Origin of the sequence: Alteromonas sp. B31-7 (genome assembly GCF_015767655.1) — a bacterium.
Taxonomy (GTDB): Bacteria; Pseudomonadota; Gammaproteobacteria; order Enterobacterales; family Alteromonadaceae; genus Alteromonas; species Alteromonas australica.
On sequence record NZ_CP065233.1, the window covers coordinates 391,955 to 410,491 of the forward strand.

The following is an 18,537-nucleotide window of genomic DNA, read 5'->3' on the forward strand; positions in this document are numbered from 1 at the left end:
GAACGTAAAAAAGACTTGTAAAGTGGTAGCAATTGGTAGCTATACACATACATCCATCATTGCAGCAACCTGATTTACCCGAATGCGAGGGGTGTCCATCAGTGTGAGCGCTTTGATGCTTAGAACTAGGTGAACTGCTACGTTTCTCCTCATGAGCGTCTGCGAATTTGTGAGAAACCTTAGTTAATGAGCTATGTTCATCCATTTTCATTTCACACGCATCAACTGGCACGGTAAACAGTACCAATAAATATCCAATGCATAGTGTGAAAATAATAGATCTCATAACTTTGTATTTGCTCTCAACCTTTACGCGACGTTATTCCCTTAGACAAGATAAGTCTTAAGGACACTTTAATCAATGACATTTGCTTGTAACTAAGATAAACAACTTCCTATGTAGTTAAACAAGCAGTCTTTTCAATCTTAAAAGCTGATAGAGTTACTTTTATTAAGTTTAGTCGATAAGCAACTCTTGTAACTAAAAAGATAACATGAGAAATGCGCCTGCTATCATAAAAATGTTTTCTGATAGTGAAACAAAACCTAACGGCACGTTACTGTCCCCACCGACACAAGCACATTTGAGCTCCCGTTTATCCACATATACTGCTTTAAAGACAGAAATTGCCCCAACGGTTCCTATAAATAGTGAAAATGGCGCAACAGCTATGGCAGGCAGTTGAGCTACCATTCCTATCCCCGCGTAGGCTTCAAGAAATGGGTAGATGTAACCATATCGAAGCCACCTCATTGCCAACAAATCGTAGGTTATGAACGAATTTGTAAAACTATACAAATCCTTCAATTTTTGAACTGCAAGTAGTGTCATTGAGAAAGCAATAAAGAGAACCAGTGTTCTTATAGAGATGAAGTCTTCAGAAACAAAGAACTGGAATGCTAACGATAGCAGAGCTGCCACAGAAAAAATCGCAATAACAGGTGCATAAGTAGTTCCGTTCTGCCCCGCTTCTCCTTTCCCGAAGTATTTACGAAGCTCATCATATCCACCAATTCGCTTTTCTTCGATGAAGGTTTGAGGCGTCGTTTCTACACCATGCTTTTGCTTGAAATCATCGGTGTCATTACGTGAAGTAAGATGATTGTCTTCTACTGAATAGCCTTCTCGCTCTAGTAAGTCTTTTGACCTTAAACCGTAAGGGCAAATGTGCTCTTTAGTAACCATTCTATATAGGATAGCTTTCTTACTCATTTTCTTCTCCTTTATTCAATTTACCTTTAAATTGCGGAATAGGCCGCAGTTGTGCCTGCTCCTGAGTTGTTACCTTGCCATTCTTATTTATATCCTCTATCAACCACTCCATCTCTTTTATTTCCTTTCGCTGAGCTTTGATAATGCCGTTAGCTAACTCTCGCACACGAACGTCTTCAAGGTTCGAACGTTCACTAGTCAAAATGGCTATTGAGTGATGGGGAATCATTGCTTTCATGTAGGCAGTATCTGAAATGGTACTTTGTGAACGAACAAGATAGATACACAAGGCGAAAGTAAGTGCCGCTATTATAAAAATGGCTGTATTGAGTTTCTTGTTGCTATACATACCTAACATGAAAGCTAACATTATAATCGCCATGCCTGCCCCCATATAGAGTGCCATATAAGTCCTTGTCTCACTGAACCAGACATGCGAGATAGCGTAGGTATTTAAGTACATCATTAAAAACATCGCTACAGTTGAAGTTATTATCATTGCAGCGAACTTAGAGTATTTCATATGTAATCCTTACTTAAGAAATAGTTAATATTTGTAAATCTTTCTAACAAAAGAAAGCTTGAGAGAGGTTACAAACCAATCAATCTTAACTAGTCAAGTTTTGTACCAACAAGGAAATATTATGTTTTTGTCTATATTAATAGTTTTAGCTGCACTGTTGATCTGCGTAGGGCTGCATCTTTTTAATATTTCAGTAGTCGCGGACAATATCAGCGAGAGATTGAAGGGAGCTTGGATAAAAACACTGTCGGTAGTCGTTATTGCCATTTCGAGCCAACTTTTACTAGCAGTCATTTTTACTCTGGCGTATGAAATTGGACTTTATTTCGAGCTCGGCGATTTTAAGCAACCTGCCACTTCCATGGATATTTTTTACTTTTCACTAACTACGATTACTACATTGGGTCTTGGAAGTATCGAGCCGGATGGACATCTACGAATGATAGCAGGAGTTGAATCGGCTACAGGATTTCTACTAATAAGCTGTTCAGCATCGAAAGTGTTCAAGCATATGTAAAAACTGTAACCTGAGAAGATGTAAACCTCTCCCATTAGGACTAGTTTTTAATGAAACAATGTTTCGAAAATTATTGTCTTTTTAGATACCAGAAAGCGCTCTTTGCTTCTCTCTTAAAGAAGATTGAGGGTATGGCTAAGCAAGCGTTTCAGAACCAAAAGCACGGTTGGGGCTGACTTTATGATTCTGAAAATCTCTTGTTCGAAACTTAAATTCTCATTAACTTCGATTAATGAGAATGGCCATGACCTTTGTCAAATGAGGTTGCCTTTTCAACATTGAGGACTTTTCCTTTTTTGCTAATGCTAAAGAAAAGAGTTTCACCGTTCTCAGAGTTTGTCGCTTTAACTATATATTCTCTCTCTGTCGCTTCAACTAATTCGAAATCTCCCTGTGCGACCTTATTCCATGATGTGTCCAGCTTCCCTACAGACATTCCATTATTTTTAAAAGTAAGTGTTTTAGCCGTTGTCTGGGCAGCTTGGATGACCTCCATAACACTTACCTCGCCATGCGCTCCTCCATGTGCGAAAGCATTAGAAGAAGCTAAAAGCGCAGATGCAATTGTTAATACTTTTATGTGTTTCATTCTGTGATTCCTCATTTTTACTTTAAACCTTCAACGATGTATTCACCGCTGAAAATTAGTTGAACATCAATATCTTTGTCTGTGTTGTTTTTCCAATACCAGCCATGTGACCCGTTAAAAGGAACAACAAAACTCCCTTTCATACTTTCAACAGTAGCGACAGTGTATGACTTAAAATAGCCAGTATTATCACCATCTGGTTCACCATGAAGATCGACATATAGCTCGCCATTACTTGTTTGCCATTCATAAGTGACCTGCTGGCTCTCCATCATGCTGAGCTTATACTCGATACCTTTACCTGCTGGAACAGTAACGACCACTGTATCTTGGTCACCGTCTGTACTTGTCTTAGCAGAAGGAGATTCTCCGTCCTGATTAAATACTGTTAGACCGAGCTTCTTTCCGACACCAGTAGGGTCAATGTCATACTCAGCAGGTAAAATAAATAACACTAGAGACACTACTGCTACTGACAATGCAATTACAGTCGCTTTTATCAGTGCACGATTTGTTTGATTAGATTCCATAAATATATTTCTCATAAAATTTAGCTAACAAAATACCCTGTTAGTTGCATCCCAACTAACATAAAACCACCACTCATCAAGGCTGTGTTCGTTGCCGCAGAAAAACGGTCGAAACTCTCGAATTGACGCCAAAAATTAATTAACAGAAGAATAAAAATAAGAGCCATAAACTGACCAATTTCTACTCCAATGTTAAAGGAGAGTAGATTTAGCGCTAGCCCATCTTCAGGTAAGTGAAACTCTTGGATCTTTGTTGCCAATCCGAAGCCATGAAACAAGCCAAAAATAAGTACAGCTTTCTTAGGGGCGGGTTGTTTACCAAAGAAGTGGGTGAATCCTCCGAGGTTATCAAACCCTTTATAAACCACTGATAAACCGATAATTGCATCAATCAGGTATGCATTAACTTGGATATTAGCTAGGACTCCAGTCATTAGAGTTAAACTGTGACCTATCGTGAACATACTTACGTAGAGCAAGACGTCTTTACTATTTCTCAGAAAAAACAGCACTCCCACTAGAAACAGCAAATGGTCATAACCCGTAACCATATGTTTAGCTCCGATATACAGAAAGGGAATTATCTGGATACCAGTGTTGTTTTCTAAGAAGTTACGTGTACTGTCGTCTACACCGTGTGCAAAGGCTTCAAACGAAGCCATTGCACACAGAGATAGAAGAAGGTACACCAAATGCGTTAGCTTTAATTTACCTAACATTTATTTACCCTTCGCTTTTCATTAATGAATTCCCAGAATTGTGCTCTTCAGACTTGTCGTTCGAATGTAAAATTCGAAATAGTGCGGGTAAGACGAAAAGCGTTAAGATTGTTGAAGAAATTACACCTCCTATTACAACGGTTGCCAATGGTCTTTGAACTTCAGAGCCGATTCCTGTGTTTAATGCCATTGGAATAAAACCTAGCGAAGCTACGAGAGCTGTAGTGATAACAGGTCTTAATCTCGTTACTGCTCCTTCAATAATTGCACTTTCGAGCAATTGGTTCCTCGAAATTAAATCCCGAATAAACGAAACAAGCACTAATCCGTTCAGAATTGCTATACCAGATAACGCTATAAAGCCGACTGCCGCAGATATTGAAAAAGGGATGCCTCGAAGGTACAGAGCAAAGATCCCCCCTGTAAGTGCCAACGGAACCCCTGAAAAAATAATGAGCGAGTCTTTTATCGAACCTAGTGCCAAGAATAAAAGTAAAACAATAAGAACAAGTGTGACTGGCACCACAATGCTTAAACGCTCAGACGCAGACTGTAGCTTTTGATAAGTACCACCATATTCAATCCAGTAACTGGCAGGTAATTTAACTTTAGATTTAATCGCTACCTGTATATCTTGAACAAAGCTACCTAAATCTCGACCACGCACGTTGGCAGTAACAACGACTCTGCGCTTTCCGTTTTCGCGGTTGACTTGATTAGCTCCTAAAATAACTTCCATATCAGCAAGCTCTTTTAGAGGTATATGCTCACCATTTGGTAAGGAGATAGGCAAATTAGACAGCGAATTTACATCTTGGCGCTTTTCCTCAGGAAGACGCGCTACAATATCGAAACGTTTATCGCCTTCGTAAAATTTTCCTGCGACTTGCCCCCCCATAGACACAGCTACTTGTGTTTGAAAGTCTTCAAGGCTAAGCCCGTATAATGCGAGCTTTTCTCTGTGCGGTAGAAAAGTGAGTACTGGAAGACCTTTAGTTTGCTCTACCTGCACATCACGTATACCTTCAACATCCTGAATTGCCGTTTCGATTTCTTTCCCGAGTTCAGCCAAAGTATCAAAATCATCACCAAATACTTTTATTGCAAGCTCTGCTCTAACTCCAGCAAGCAACTCATTAAATCGCATCTGTATTGGTTGGAGAAATTCATACCTATTGCCTGGCACAGGTGTAACTAGTTCTTCTAATTCAGCAACTAGCTGTTCTTTAGTCTTATTAGGGTTAGGCCATTCGCTTCTAGGCTTAATAATTATAAAATTATCAGCAACGCTAGGAGGAACTGCATCTGTAGCTACATTCGCGGTACCTATTTTTGCAAATACGCGCTCTACTTCGGGTAACGCTTTTATTCTCTCTTCAAGTACTTTCTGCATCGCAATAGATTGCGATAGTGAAGTACCAGGAATTCTCAGCGCATGCATCGCGATGTCGCCCTCATCAAGGTTTGGCACAAACTCACTGCCGAGCCGCATCCCCATAAATGAAGCCAGCACAACTAATGAAAATGCAACTGTAATGACCAGCCATCTCGCCTTTAAAATAACCTTCAGAGCAGGCCTATAAAGTGATACTGAGGTATTGATAATGATGTTTTCTTTCTCAGTTACCTTGCCTTTGAAAGTTAGCGCAATAGCAGCAGGGATAAATGTAATTGAAAGTACCATCGCGCTAACAAGAGCTATTACTACCGTTATTGCCATTGGGTGAAACATCTTTCCCTCAACACCTGATAGCGCAAATATAGGTAAGTAGACTGCGGTGATTATGAAAACCCCGAATAAAGCAGGTCGAATGACCTCTCGTGTCGCATCGTAAACTAAGGATAAACGTTGTTTGGCGTTAAGCTCGCCTTTTTGAGTGGCATGAGAAAGTCTCCTCAAACAATTCTCAACGATAATGATAGCCCCGTCGACTAACAATCCAAAATCGAGTGCACCTAAGCTCATCAGATTCGCTGTTGTTCGTGTTTGAATCATTCCCGTTACAGTCATAAGCATGGCGAAAGGAATAACTAAAGCTGTCAAAAATGCGGCTCTTATGTTGCCTAATAGTAAGAACAGAACAACAATGACCAAAATAGCCCCTTCAGTAAGGTTCATTTTGACCGTATCTAATGTTGTATTGACTAGTTTTGTTCGATCGTAGACAGCGTTTACGACTATTCCTTCGGGAAGTGACGCGCTAATTTCTTTTATTCGTTCACCAACACCTCTCGCGACCTTTTGGCTGTTCTCGCCTATCAACATAAAGACTGTACTCAGCACGACCTCTCGACCATTCTGTGTTGCAGCCCCAGATCTTAGCTCCTTACCTTCTTTTACTTCCGCGACGTCTTTTACTCGAACAATCTTGCCAAGGTCTGTAGGCAAAGGAATCTCAGAAATTTGTTTAAGCGTTTCCACTTGTCCAGGCAGTCGAATTAACCATTGAGCACCATTTTTCTCAATAAAACCTGCACCTTTATTTGAATTATGCTTTCCTACTGCATTTATGACATCTTGCTGAGTTAAACCGAATAACAATAATTTATCGGGGTTCAGTGCAATAAGGATCTCGCGCTCAAATCCTCCAATTGGGTTGACTTCAACAACGCCTTCTACTTGCATCAATTGTGGGCGAATTACCCAATCATGAACTGTTCTTAAGTCTGTCGGGGAAATTGGACGACCATCTTCATTGGTTGCCCCTTCCTTAGCGTCAACCGTGAACATGAATATTTCACCAAGTCCCGTAGAAATTGGCCCCAACTCAGGCTCCAGTCCTGAGGGAAGTTCAGATTTTGCAGCGTTAATACGTTCATTGACTAATTGCCTAGCAAAATAGATATCAGTGTCATCATTAAAGATTGCAACTACTTGTGATAATCCATAGCGAGATACAGAACGCGTATAAGACAGGTTTGGAACTCCTGACAATGCGGTTTCAAGAGGAAACGTGATACGTTGCTCTACCTCCAGTGGGGTATACCCAAGTGCCTCTGTATTTATTACAACCTGCACATTGGTAATGTCTGGTACAGCATCAATTGGCAGCTTTTGGAAGTTCCAAAGGCCAAGCATCGCTACCGCGAAAACAAAAACGAGAATTAGCTTACTTCTCTCGATTGAAAATTTTAAAATAGCATCTAACATTCAAGGAGTTCCTTAGTGGTCGTGAGACGCGCCCGACTTCTCAATATCAGCCTTTATTATGTAGCTGTTGAGAGTGACATATTCTGTTCCAGAGGGAATGCCGTTTAGTACTTCAACCCATCCCTCTGCTTTTCGGCCGAGCTCAAGCATCCGAACTTCGTATTGATCACCAAACTTTCCATAGACCACCGTGAAATCTCTGAAAGCCTGAAGGGATTCCTCTTTCACAGCTCTTTCAACGGTGAATGAGTCAAAGAGAATTTGGGCAGTTATAAACTGTCCTGGTGAGTAAAAGCCGTCATTATTATTGACAATGGCGCGATAGACTTTTGCTTGCGAGCCGTTAACGGCATAAAGGCTGTCAAAAATTTTAGTGCTTATCGTCTTATCGTGACCCGGAACTTGTATATCGACGGGAGCATCTAACAATTTCTTGTTTTGGTCTTCTGGATATACGTTCAGCTCTGCTATTAATTGCGAGGTATCAGTAATAGCGACTAGTTTCTTGTCTCTCGATTGTTCGCCTACCCCAATATCCTGAAATGTAATTAGGCCATCAATCGGCGATTTAACTTGATAACTTTGCAAGCTTTCGCTTGATTGGATAGTGAAAAGAGTCTGCCCTTTCTTTACTGCTTGACCTAAAATGACATCAACAGAAGTTACTTCGCCTGGATAACGCGTAGATATATTCCTCACTGCATTGGGAGGTAAAACTAACTGGCCATATACTTTCAACCGCTCATTAAGTTTTTTACTCGATACGAAATCGGTTTTAATGTCCATAGCCTTTGCTAGTGAATCATCTATTTTTGTCCTTCCTTCATAGTTATCGTAAGACCATTCGTATGTTTTGCCTTGGTAATTGGCGGTAAGTGAAACTAAAAAAGAGTGAGGTTCATAGATAACCATGTCACCGCGCAGATAATTGCCCTCAACATAAAAATCTATGTCATCGATGCCATCTCCCAAACGCGTGAGTTTTACGTGCACTTCAATGTCTTCAGCTGATATTCGCTGTCCTGCATAACTAGCGTATACACGAAATTCGGGAGGGGTGCCGGTTTCATAAATCGCCAGCTCGATAGCAAGGTCACCCTGTCTCAATACTCGACCATTATTAGGGCCTTTCTCTACTTCTTCTTGAGCAATTTCTTTAGCTGACTCAGCAACAGCTAGGTTACTGATTGCGGATAAGCTAATGCCAATATGGGCAAATGCTATTAAGGTAAATAATTTGCGAAGTTTCATAGTGCTCTCTCATTCTTGGATACCGAAGTACCCGTTAATCTCTCTAATTCAATGTTAAATAGTTGAATGTTGGTATAGGCATCGATTAGGCTCTTCTGCGCATTTAACAGTTCTTTCTGGACTGCAAAGAGGTCCGTATATGAGTAACTTCCGATGTTGTATGCTCGACTAGCTTGCTCATTTGCTTGCTCTAACATCGGAATGGAACTGTTTGATAATTTTTGGATTACATGGAGGCTGTGCTTTAATTTGTGAGTCAACAATAGAGCATCAGTGGAAATACTTTGAAGTAAGGCATCAGATTCAGCAGCACTTTGGCTCTGCTTTGCTCGCAAAGACGTGATTAATCCTTTATTACGACCTTCGCCTCCAATAGGTATTGATATCCCAGCTACAAATGCAAAGTCGTCAATTACTTCGTTTCGTCTAATGCCTGTCGACACTTCCCAAGCGGGTGACTCCTCTACTACTGCCAAATCAATTTCAGATTCAATTTCTTGTTGCTGTAATATGTAGCGTTGGATTTTCGGGTTTTCCTTCAATCTTTTCAAAACTTCATCTAACTCAGAAATTGAAGGAATATTTGTAAGCGTTCCAGTTACTGAAAAGTTTGTAGTGCCCTTCCACTGCGCCGCTAATGCAGATTTTGTTGCTGCAATCTCATGAACAAGATCTTCTACTTCTAGCTCGTACAAAGATAGCGAAGCGCGAGCGCGGAGTTCATCGATAGCGTTAGCTCTTGCTGCTTTTACACGACCTTCTACATTGTCCAAGAGATCTTTCGCTTGGTCTTCTGCAATCTTCGCTAACTTTAAGTTCTCTTTTTGAGCCAATAAGGTTATATACAATCGTGCTGTATTTGCTGCGATATCAACGGCTCTAACCTCTTGATCAATTGTAGTTGCATCAGCTTTCGATGAAGCCAGATTGACCCTAGACTCGATAATGTCATTTTCAAGTAACCATGAAATGCTCAATGTTGCTTGCAATCCAGATACCCCTGAGTTGTTGCCAGAGCCCAAGAAATCCTCGAGTTGCGCATTAACTACTTTAGGCGTGCCAACCTCAGCTTGAGTAATAAGAGCTTTTGCAGCCTCTGATTTATGTGTGAATACATGTAATTCAGGATGTTGTTGCAGAGATAGACTAATTGCATCATTCAATGTGAGTATTTCTTGTGCATTAACACCAACAGACATCCCACTGATGGACATGCTTATAAGCATACCACTCACAAAAAACCGATTGATGATCGGTTTTTTGCTTAATTTTTTTCCAAAAAACATAAATAAATTCCTTATGAAAGCTTTTTAAAAGCCTTCGACTAGGTTTGAAAATAAAAACCGTTCACCGGTCGGTTTTCAGAATTAATTTTAATGGCTAAACACCGTTTCAATAAGATGATGAACACCGTCTAAAGAAGTCATACATAGAAAAAATAATGCAATGGCAAAAGAGAACGCTACAGTCTTATTGATAGGTGACAACTGCAACCTACCCAAGAGGAAATAGATGCGTTGCTCAAGAACATCTGCGCCGAAATTTACAACTAAAGCGCTTGACTTAAGTATGTGCTCTTGCGCATTCAGCTTTGCAACTTTAACTAAAGTGCTTGCAACAAATATCCGGTCAATTCCTTCTTCTAATACAGCATTGTCTGCATCTTGTTCCATAGCCAACACCATCTGTAGAGTTAGTAATCTTGCTATTGGTGCGAAATAAAACGAGACCAAAATACTAAACAGCCACTTTTTCAGGGGATCATTATTTACAACATGCGCTCTTTCGTGCTTTAAAATGACATCAAGTTCTTCGGGAGTAACCTCATTCAAAAGCCCTGTAGTTATGAAGCATTTCTTGCTCCGTATTCCAGAGGTAAACGCTGCAAATTTAGGTATCTCAACTTCATATACCCCCCGGCTTAAGTTTTTTGAGAGGCAAGTTAGCAAGCTCACCTCCTGTCTATGAAGCCATAGCTGTCTCGTCTTTGAAGTCAATACAAACATCATGTAAGAGAGCAGGAGTATTATTGTAACTGCATGCCAACTAAACCAGTTGAAATCTGATATATGATGCCAATGAGCATATTGTTTAGTTTCAAATATGCTTGAGTAGACATATATATCAAGTAAGTAAAGACAGACTAAAATGCTCATTATCCATGGCATTGAAACACAAAACCAAAGCAGAGCTTTCCTTGGTTTTAACTGAACAGATGTTAACTTTTGTCCTAGTAAAGATACGCCAATAGACACAACCAAATTAGTTATTGCGAATGCAATAGTAAAAATTGCTAGCAGGTTGAAGAATATTGTCATTATTTTACTTAATCCTTGTTCACTGACTTGAGCTTTTTTTGCTCTTCTATAAGTTGCTCTAGTTTAGTTAGTTGGTCGACACTAAATTCACTTGAGATGGAAGAAAAAGCTGCGATAAGGCTGCTATCGTCGCCAGCAATAAAGTCACTAGCAACTGACTTTATAAGCTGTCCGATCAACTCGTATCTCTCGACTTTTGTGTTATAGATATATGCATGCCCCTCTTTTTTTCTGGCTAGAAGTCCCTTTTTGAAAAGGCGATCAAGTGTACTCTGGTAGGTATTTAAGCTTCCTCCCCTCACATTTATGAAATGCGAATAAAGTTGCTTTACATCAACATCTTTGTGCTTCCATAAATAATGTAGAACTAGCTTTTCAAGTTCACCAAGATTCATATTCGCCGCACCCTTTTAAAAAACCGATTAACGATAGGTATTATACATAGAGAGTACCGACCGGCAATCGGTTTTTATCTCAGTTTTTTTTCACTTCATCGTTAGGCGGAACTTATTAATAATATTATCTCACTATATTTTGCACTAAATACACCCACGCTTTCTCAACTCCTCAGCCCATTCTTTAAAGCGTTTTTCGTCGCGCTCTGCGGTCTTTGCACGTCTGTTCAATGTTTTCTTAGACAATGCTTTGGGCTCTTCTTTGTCAAATGTTACTCCAGACAAAGCATCGGCAAACATTTCCGGCTTTACGTGACTATAGTGCTGCTCGATCATTGCTGTACTGGTTCCACATTGGCGCGCAATTACGTCCATGCTGGTTCCGTTGAGAAGCTGCCACGTAATGTAGGTATGTCGAAGAGAGTATAGCGTTCGCGGTCCTCTGGGTGACTCTTTTAATCCCGAACTTTGGAGAGCTTTCTCAAATGCCTTACCTAATTGCTTTGTGGGTTCACCATTTGCTAGCAAAAATAGTTTTTGGTTAGGTGTACGCAGTGGAAAACGTTCTCTGAGTCTAGTTAAAGCACCAATCACATCACGTTTACAAACTACTTTACGAGGGCCTGTATATTTTGTTGTTTTACCTTTGGTGATGTGAATGAAGAATTGAGCTTTAGACCCTTGCGTTTTTATTTCGATGTCCTTCCACGTTAAGGCGTCCATTTCCGTTCCGTGCCTAATACCAGTATTTATTGTTATTTCACAATAATCATAAAGTAACTCACAGATCTGACGAGTTTTTTCACTATGGGCATTAAATTCTCTTTCTAGTATTGCGTCCAATACAGCTTCGTATTCCTCTTCCGAAAATGCAGAGCGGCGTTTGCCTGCTTCACCTTTAGATGAAAGAACAGGTACTTGAGCGGCGATCATCCATTTTTGCTCAATAGCTTCTTTAAAAACGAGCTGAAGAGCAGCATTGTGAGTTAATAATGTAGAGGAGGCTGGAGACTTCTTCATCCGCCCTTTACGCCACTCATCAAATTTAGATATTTCTTCTTGGTCAATTGAAGTAATAAATGTCCGTGAAAAGTAAGGTATGTGGTAGTTTTCTAAAGCTCGAATATAGTCTTTATAGGTGCGTTTACCGCCCCCGTGTTCTAGTTGCTCTTCAAGCTTTTCGATGACGCGGTCAGCTACGTCTTTGAATCGCTTACTTTGGACTAGTGTGTTATTTTCGTGTCTAATTTGGTGGTCTAAGAAGATTCGATGTGCCATGGCGATAGCTTCGTCTTTATCTTTCTTCTTAGTTGATTTACAGAGCCATTTTTTGTGGTTGGTTAGTATAAATCGCGCGTACCAGCGTTCACTGTTATCTTGTTTAAAGATATACAGCTCATCGTTTATGTCGTGTCTTTCAGTCTGTTTTGCCATAGCGCCAGTAAAACAGAAAAGAGTTCTTTTTGCAAAGAATTTGCAAAGAAATTAAAAGTAACTTATTTTCAAAGACTTAAATTAGTGATTTACATTGAAAATCCGCGTGTCCCTGGTTCGATCCCGGGTCGAGGCACCATTCTTAAAAGCCCTTGCAGAAATGCGAGGGCTTTTTTGATCTGGCGTGTTCTTGCGGCTGTACCGCGTTACAACATGTAAGTTTATTTTAAATTTACTTAGTTAAACCACTATTCGCCGCCGTTAACATCCTATCAGTTGCAGAAATTATGGAGCCAGAGATATTAATCTCAGCGTGTTCCCAGGCTTTTTCAAATCGGCGCTGTACTATTTTTGCCTCGTCAGTTTTACCTTGCAACCTTAGCGCTTCAGCCAGTCCGCGTAAGGCCCAGCCATTATCGACCATAATCTCGAGGTCGCGTTGGTAGGTTGCTTCGGCAGCAGCAAATTCACCGGCTGAAATTTGTACGGCGCCTAGCGCATGGCGTACCGGGAAGTACCATTCTGGTGGTTCTGTATAGGGCAGAGAGTCTTCCATTATCACGGCAGCCTTTAATAGTGATATCGCGTTTTGTAACTCGCCTGCATTTGTTGCAATGGAGCTTCTCATTACTGTCTCTGCGATTTCTAGTAAGACCGGGGCACCTTCGCGGTTAAAAAACATGAGAGATTGTACTTCGGGCATGCTGCGTAGTGCGGCCAATTGCGCTAATTCTTGCTGGGCTTTCACTGGCGCATCAAGGCCAATATATGCCTGTCCTCTGGCGTAGTGCCAGATTCCCCGCGCATAAAGAAGATCGTGCGCTGGCTGTGGGGTATTTAGAATGCCTTGCCAATCGGCAAACCTCACTTTTGCGTAAAGTGGCTGGGAATAATAATGTTGTGCAACGGCCATACCTGGCGCTCGAAGCAATTCTTCACTTAATGACGCTGCGGTACCTTCTGCTAACTCGTAGGCTTTGCTTTTCCAGCCACTAATCGCCGCGGTTACCCAACCAAAATGCCAATTGTGAGGAATGTATCCGGCAAGATAAATTGGACTATTCGAGCGACAAGCTTGGATAAATTCACTATCTGCCGCCGCGGCTTGCATATTGATTAGCGTGGCGTCGTGGTAACGGCCCACACGCATATAAATATGCGCTGGCATATGCACCAGATGTCCGGCCGCTGGAGCAAGGTCGGCCAGCGTGTCTGCGTAGTGTTCAGCCCGTTCTGGGTTTGTTGATTGCTCTACCGCATGAATATAAAGGTGTATCGCGCCAATATGCTGTTTATCAAGGGCTAAAGCGGTTTCGATAGTGTCGGTAATTTCTTTTGTCCAAGGGCGCGTAACGCCTTCTGCGTCCCAAAAATCCCAAGGATGGACATCCATCATCGACTCGGCAGTAAGTGCGATAATATCCGCATCTTCAGGAAAGGTGTTCATTACATCGCGCATGCTATCGGCGTAAGCTTCGTTAAGTGAGCTTCTGTCTGCTGGCTCTGTGGCTAAATATCGCTGTTGCAACGCATTGATGAGCATGCGCTCCTTAGTGCTAACGTTCTCGCTCAGATCTTTTGCCAATGTGGCCAAACTAAAGGCGCGATTGGCATTGTCAGGAAACATGGGGGCGTTCACATTAGGGCCTAGTACTAGTGCGCTGCCCCAATAGCACATAGCGCAGTCAGGATCATAAATGGTGGCTTCGTTAAATGCGAAATCTGCTGCCGCATGATTAAACGCATACGACAATGCAAGCCCTTGATTAAAGTACTGCTGTGCAATTTCTGAGTTGGTGGTGATAGGAAAGTTTACCGCCCCTAATCCACTAAATAGCGGTTGCCGCCAGTTGCTTTCAGCGAGGGCTAATTCTGTGGGCTGTTCAGCCATAATACCAGTGCTGCTATCGCTACTGCCGCCACAACCGCCCAGTATTATTAATGTAGCTAACGTCATGGTTATCTTTAGCTTAAGGCGGCTATTTAATCGCCATTGGGTAAGGTTGCTGCTACGACTAAAACGTAAAAAATTCATCACTCTGTATTCCTTTGGTTTATGTTGTTTCATCAATGTCCCCGCCAACATTCGATCGTGATTAACCCAATTAGTGGTTTGGAATACTGTCAATAGCGTCAAATTATTGTTTAACGTCGCAGTGCAATAGCGCCAGGTGAGCTGTTTATGCTGGTCATAGAGATAACCAGTGGTGGCGTTTAAAATACTTTTATACGAGGGATGTATTGGCTACTTAATCACTGTGGGCCAGAAAACCGATTTGGTCAATGTTACAAGTGAGATAACTTAAAATGATGATGGTTTCCTTTCATTTTCATGAGACGGGTTGACGGCCATTCGCTAAAAGGTCAGCTTTGAGATAAGAGTATTGTGCAGAATAAAAACATAGTGCAGACCAAACCTATGGATACCCTGCGCTCGATAAAGGCACCAAGAATAAAAAAGCCCCATACTCAATACGGGGCTTTTCGGTTGCGGCTATATCTGGGTATTTTTAGTCGTGAGTAACCTCTAGTGCATAAAATGTGGCTTGCACATAATCGTCGCCATCACCAGTATTGTTCTGATTGTACACACCGGCTTTGAAGTACATGTACTCGTCGGCAACATCGTAACCGCTGTTACTCATGTCTACGGTTTCGGTTACAGTGGCTTTGCCTTCGCGAAGAATCTTCACGGTGAGCGTATCGCCTTGAACGTCAATTTCGTAGCTAAATACTTCATTTAGCGCAATGCCGTCAGAGGGTTCAGAGGCCGAGCTTGAGCGAGATCCAATCATCTCATACCATTGTTCTGCATTTCCATTACCCGGCTCGTGAGCAAAGTAAATAGAGCCTTTGTCATGACCAGGGAGCAAACGGTAATACAAGCGCACTGGCTCATCGCTAGAAGCATGAATTTGACCAATAATGACGCGGCCAACTTGTCCACTGTCACCCGTAGACGTCACGTGATTTACCGCCACAGTGGCTTTCATATTTCCGTCTACTCCACCCGCTGCATTTTGTGCAGCGCTAGGCGCGGAACTGAATACCCAGTTATTTTCATTCACGCCAGAGGTATCAATTGAGGTATCGCCTGCTCTTAACATTTCACGTAATTCAGAGCGTGTATAACTCGTGTTGGTAGACGTTTTATAACCATCAATTTCACTTTTAAACGTCATGCCACCATCATTTGCCGTATAAAAGAATCGGCTATCTTCAAAGCCAGCATTAAGTTCATCTTCTTTAATTGAGTCAGCTTTACCATCACCATTGTCATCAGTTTGAATACTTAAATACCAGCGAGATAAATCAAAGTTATCAGACGGTGGGGCACTCGGGTCTAACGTGGGGTTAGTGGTAGGTGGTGTAACACTTCCGTCACCGTATACCTCTACTTCAGTAATGTTCGTCCAGGTGGTATTTGCCGTGTTGGAAAAGGTTTTTATTCTTATTTGTTGAGCTGCAATATCATCAATATCAAATACTTCAATGTCTGCTGTCGTGCCTGAGCTCACGTCGTCATACACTTTGGTCCAACTGCCGCTGGTGCCCGGGCGGGCATATATTTCAAAAGTATAGGCGCGGCTATCGCCTCTACCCCATGCCACACCTACACTTGAAATGTCGGTGGTTTCATTAAGTTGAACCGTTAAATTAACGGGGGAGCCACTGCCTGCCCATCGCGAAGCAAAATCTGTGTTGCCATCAATGACGTTCGTGGCAGGGTAGCTCCCATGGCCACTCCCATCATCAAAGGCGGTGTTGATAGAAAGGGCGTTACCTGCATTGTTATTCGATGAATCGCTGTTATCGTCAGTGCGCGTTAAGTCCCACTGTTGATTAACATTGCTATCACTCGATGACCACAGGTAAATAGACTGACGTTGCGCTGCTCCGCCGTTTCCATCAATGGAGTAGCCAGAAGCATTGCGTTTTTGAAAGCGGTAAATTTCAGTGCCGCTAAGCACTTTTATTTTTTCCCAATGCTGATCGTAGTTGCCAGCATCACAGATTTCTAAGGTGACGGGCTGGCCATTTGTACCGCCAGAACCGCCGTCCCAACACAAGTTGGTATCTTGCTTTTTATAGGAGTAATAGCCATCTCCGTGACTAATCTGTACCCATTGTTGGTTTACGTTGCTGGTGTTTGTGTTCCATAAATAAAGCTGTTGACCTTCGATGGCACCGCCATTTCCGTCTATTGAAAATGCAGTATTGTTTTTTTCCATCACAAATGTTGCGGCCTGAGAGGCTGGGGCTGCAATAACAAGCGCAGCGCAAGATAAAGCGTAGGCAATTTTCATGTTGTTTTTCCAAGTGGATTGAAAGACCTCTATTACCAATTTGGTAATAGCTCTCATGCTCATTTGTAAAACAACTAGTTTACAAATGGTTTACATACCGTATCATTTTGGTCTTAAAGTTGAACAGATCTGAATGGTATTGATAATGATTATTGGTTATAGAAAGTCGTCTTGAATTATTTCGAATTAGTGTCTAAAGCGCGGTATCGCCTTTTGCGGTGTGGGTTGTTCATCGCGAGGGTAAAGGGGTTTATGTGAGTGCAGGGGCTTTATTGGTAAGGCCAATTTTAGGGGCGGCAACTGAATGATGCTGCCTAGCCCCTTAAAGCACGTATCTAGGTTGTTAGCGTGTTTCTTACTCTACCATGCAGAAGGCATTCAACTTATTGCCGTCTAAATCTCTGAAATAGCCTGCGTAAAAACCAGAGGTAGCATCTTGGGGGCGAAACCCAGGTTGACCTTCACAAGTGGCGCCAAGTTCAATGGCTTTGTCGTAAAAGGCGTTCACCTGCTCTGGTGTCTCAAAGTACATCGCCACCATTACGCCGTTACCTACCGTGGCAGGTTTTTGATCAAAGGGCTTGGTGACAGATAGCGCGGCTTGGTCTTCATCTTTAGACCACGCAATAAAGTAATCCGGTTCTTCCATAAAGCGGGTAGCGCCAATAGTACCGAGCAGGGCGTCGTAAAATGCTGCTGCTTTTTCTAAATCTGCCGTTCCAAGGGTTATATAGCCAATCATGGGTTTCTCCTTTCTTTCCGTTTGGGAATGTTTGTTGGTGCAAATTCATACTAGTCGTTGACTACTGACAGTTAATGTCAGTAGTGTTTACCCACAATGAAAAAAATGACTGGCTAGCGGACAAACCACCATGCGTAGAGCTGAAAGGTTGAATGATATTGTTCATCATTTACGAAGAATGCACCATGCGATAACGGCACAAACGCTAGCAGACGCATTTGAGGTAAGCCTTCGTACCATCTATCGAGACATTCAAGATCTCATCGATTCTGGCGTGCCCATATTGGGTGAGGCTGGCGTCGGCTACATCATTGATAAAAAATATCACCTGCCGCCTATTATGTTTGATGCTGATGAATTAGAGGCGATTGCGTTAGGGATTGGTATGGTTAGCAATTGGACAGACGATAAGTTCGCGGCAAAAGCGAAAAGTGCCTACCTTAAAATTCAGGCGACCTTGCCAGCGACACTGTTAAACGAATTGCATCAGATCAGTACTTTTTCTGCGCCAAGCCACTACAAAATTCCTTGGCAGGTAGAGTTTACCGAAGTGAGGGAATGTATTCGCCGTAAACAGAGAGTGGGTTTTACCTATCTTGATTTAAATAACAAGAAAACGCAGAGAAGTATTCGCCCCATCGCACTGATTTCTTTTAGCCCTATTTGGTTGTTGGCAGGCTGGTGTGAATTGCGGCAGGAATTCAGAAACTTTCGGTTAGATAGAATATCTAATTTCAACGCCCTACCCAGCCACTTCACTGATGAAAAAGATAAGAGCCTAACTACCTATTTGAAATTAGTGGAACAGGAGCAACTTTGATACAGCTGGTTAATGGCAAATGTTTTGC

Annotated in this window: 16 protein-coding genes; 2 read left to right on the forward strand and 14 right to left on the reverse strand. The window is 41.9% G+C overall.

The genetic code is table 11. From position 1 onward, the window contains the following. Positions 1-481: 481 nt before the first annotated feature. Complete coding sequence (locus IUA53_RS01695; RefSeq protein WP_196898110.1) at positions 482-1,213, reverse strand: MauE/DoxX family redox-associated membrane protein; 732 nt, start codon at positions 1,211-1,213, stop codon at positions 482-484. Then, the gene (locus IUA53_RS01700) at positions 1,206-1,736 is read right to left on the reverse strand and encodes a DUF305 domain-containing protein (RefSeq protein ID WP_196898112.1); all 531 of its coding nucleotides are present in this window, start codon (positions 1,734-1,736) and stop codon (positions 1,206-1,208) included. Before IUA53_RS01700 ends, IUA53_RS01695 begins: the two co-directional genes overlap by 8 nt. A 121-nt stretch (positions 1,737-1,857) precedes the next feature. Between IUA53_RS01700 and IUA53_RS01705 the strand changes: the two genes are divergently transcribed. Then, complete coding sequence (locus IUA53_RS01705) at positions 1,858-2,253, forward strand: ion channel (protein ID WP_044055684.1); 396 nt, start codon at positions 1,858-1,860, stop codon at positions 2,251-2,253. Positions 2,254-2,482: 229 nt separating this feature from the next. Here IUA53_RS01705 and IUA53_RS01710 read toward each other — a convergent pair whose 3' ends face one another. The 12 genes from IUA53_RS01710 to IUA53_RS01765 form a co-directional block, all read right to left on the reverse strand. Beyond that, positions 2,483-2,842 (reverse strand): DUF6488 family protein, encoded by a 360-nt coding sequence (locus tag IUA53_RS01710; protein WP_020742705.1) that lies wholly within the window; start codon positions 2,840-2,842, stop codon positions 2,483-2,485. 17 nt (positions 2,843-2,859) lie between these two features. Continuing rightward, positions 2,860-3,372 (reverse strand): hypothetical protein, encoded by a 513-nt coding sequence (locus tag IUA53_RS01715; protein ID WP_061486897.1) that lies wholly within the window; start codon positions 3,370-3,372, stop codon positions 2,860-2,862. 20 nt (positions 3,373-3,392) lie between these two features. Then, positions 3,393-4,091, reverse strand: a complete 699-nt coding sequence (locus IUA53_RS01720; RefSeq protein ID WP_196898114.1) for a HupE/UreJ family protein — start codon at positions 4,089-4,091, stop codon at positions 3,393-3,395. 4 nt (positions 4,092-4,095) lie between these two features. Next, on the reverse strand, positions 4,096-7,242 hold the full coding sequence (locus tag IUA53_RS01725; RefSeq protein ID WP_196898116.1) for an efflux RND transporter permease subunit: 3,147 nt from the start codon (positions 7,240-7,242) through the stop codon (positions 4,096-4,098). A 12-nt stretch (positions 7,243-7,254) separates the two neighbouring features. After that, a complete protein-coding gene (locus IUA53_RS01730) occupies positions 7,255-8,493 on the reverse strand; it encodes an efflux RND transporter periplasmic adaptor subunit (RefSeq protein WP_196898118.1) in 1,239 nt (412 codons plus the stop codon). After that, positions 8,490-9,779: a TolC family protein gene (locus IUA53_RS01735; RefSeq protein WP_196898120.1), complete on the reverse strand. Its 1,290-nt coding sequence runs from the start codon at positions 9,777-9,779 to the stop codon at positions 8,490-8,492. Before IUA53_RS01735 ends, IUA53_RS01730 begins: the two co-directional genes overlap by 4 nt. 87 nt (positions 9,780-9,866) lie before the next feature. Further along, positions 9,867-10,811 carry a M56 family metallopeptidase gene (locus IUA53_RS01740; protein ID WP_196898122.1) on the reverse strand — a complete coding sequence of 315 codons (945 nt, stop codon included), beginning with the start codon at positions 10,809-10,811 and terminating at the stop codon, positions 9,867-9,869. An 8-nt stretch (positions 10,812-10,819) separates the two neighbouring features. Beyond that, complete coding sequence (locus IUA53_RS01745) at positions 10,820-11,206, reverse strand: BlaI/MecI/CopY family transcriptional regulator (protein ID WP_012516825.1); 387 nt, start codon at positions 11,204-11,206, stop codon at positions 10,820-10,822. 144 nt (positions 11,207-11,350) lie between these two features. Further along, complete coding sequence (locus IUA53_RS01750) at positions 11,351-12,640, reverse strand: tyrosine-type recombinase/integrase (protein WP_012516826.1); 1,290 nt, start codon at positions 12,638-12,640, stop codon at positions 11,351-11,353. 232 nt (positions 12,641-12,872) lie between these two features. Next, complete coding sequence (locus IUA53_RS01755) at positions 12,873-14,708, reverse strand: tetratricopeptide repeat protein (protein ID WP_196898124.1); 1,836 nt, start codon at positions 14,706-14,708, stop codon at positions 12,873-12,875. 442 nt (positions 14,709-15,150) lie between these two features. Further along, on the reverse strand, positions 15,151-16,947 hold the full coding sequence (locus IUA53_RS01760; RefSeq protein ID WP_231401235.1) for a polysaccharide lyase family 7 protein: 1,797 nt from the start codon (positions 16,945-16,947) through the stop codon (positions 15,151-15,153). Positions 16,948-17,302: 355 nt separating this feature from the next. After that, positions 17,303-17,689 carry a VOC family protein gene (locus IUA53_RS01765; protein ID WP_044055689.1) on the reverse strand — a complete coding sequence of 129 codons (387 nt, stop codon included), beginning with the start codon at positions 17,687-17,689 and terminating at the stop codon, positions 17,303-17,305. Between the two features lie 130 nt (positions 17,690-17,819). Here IUA53_RS01765 and IUA53_RS01770 point away from each other — a divergent pair, with 130 nt between their 5' ends. Further along, positions 17,820-18,509 carry a helix-turn-helix transcriptional regulator gene (locus IUA53_RS01770; RefSeq protein WP_196898126.1) on the forward strand — a complete coding sequence of 230 codons (690 nt, stop codon included), beginning with the start codon at positions 17,820-17,822 and terminating at the stop codon, positions 18,507-18,509. Positions 18,510-18,537 lie beyond the last annotated feature (28 nt).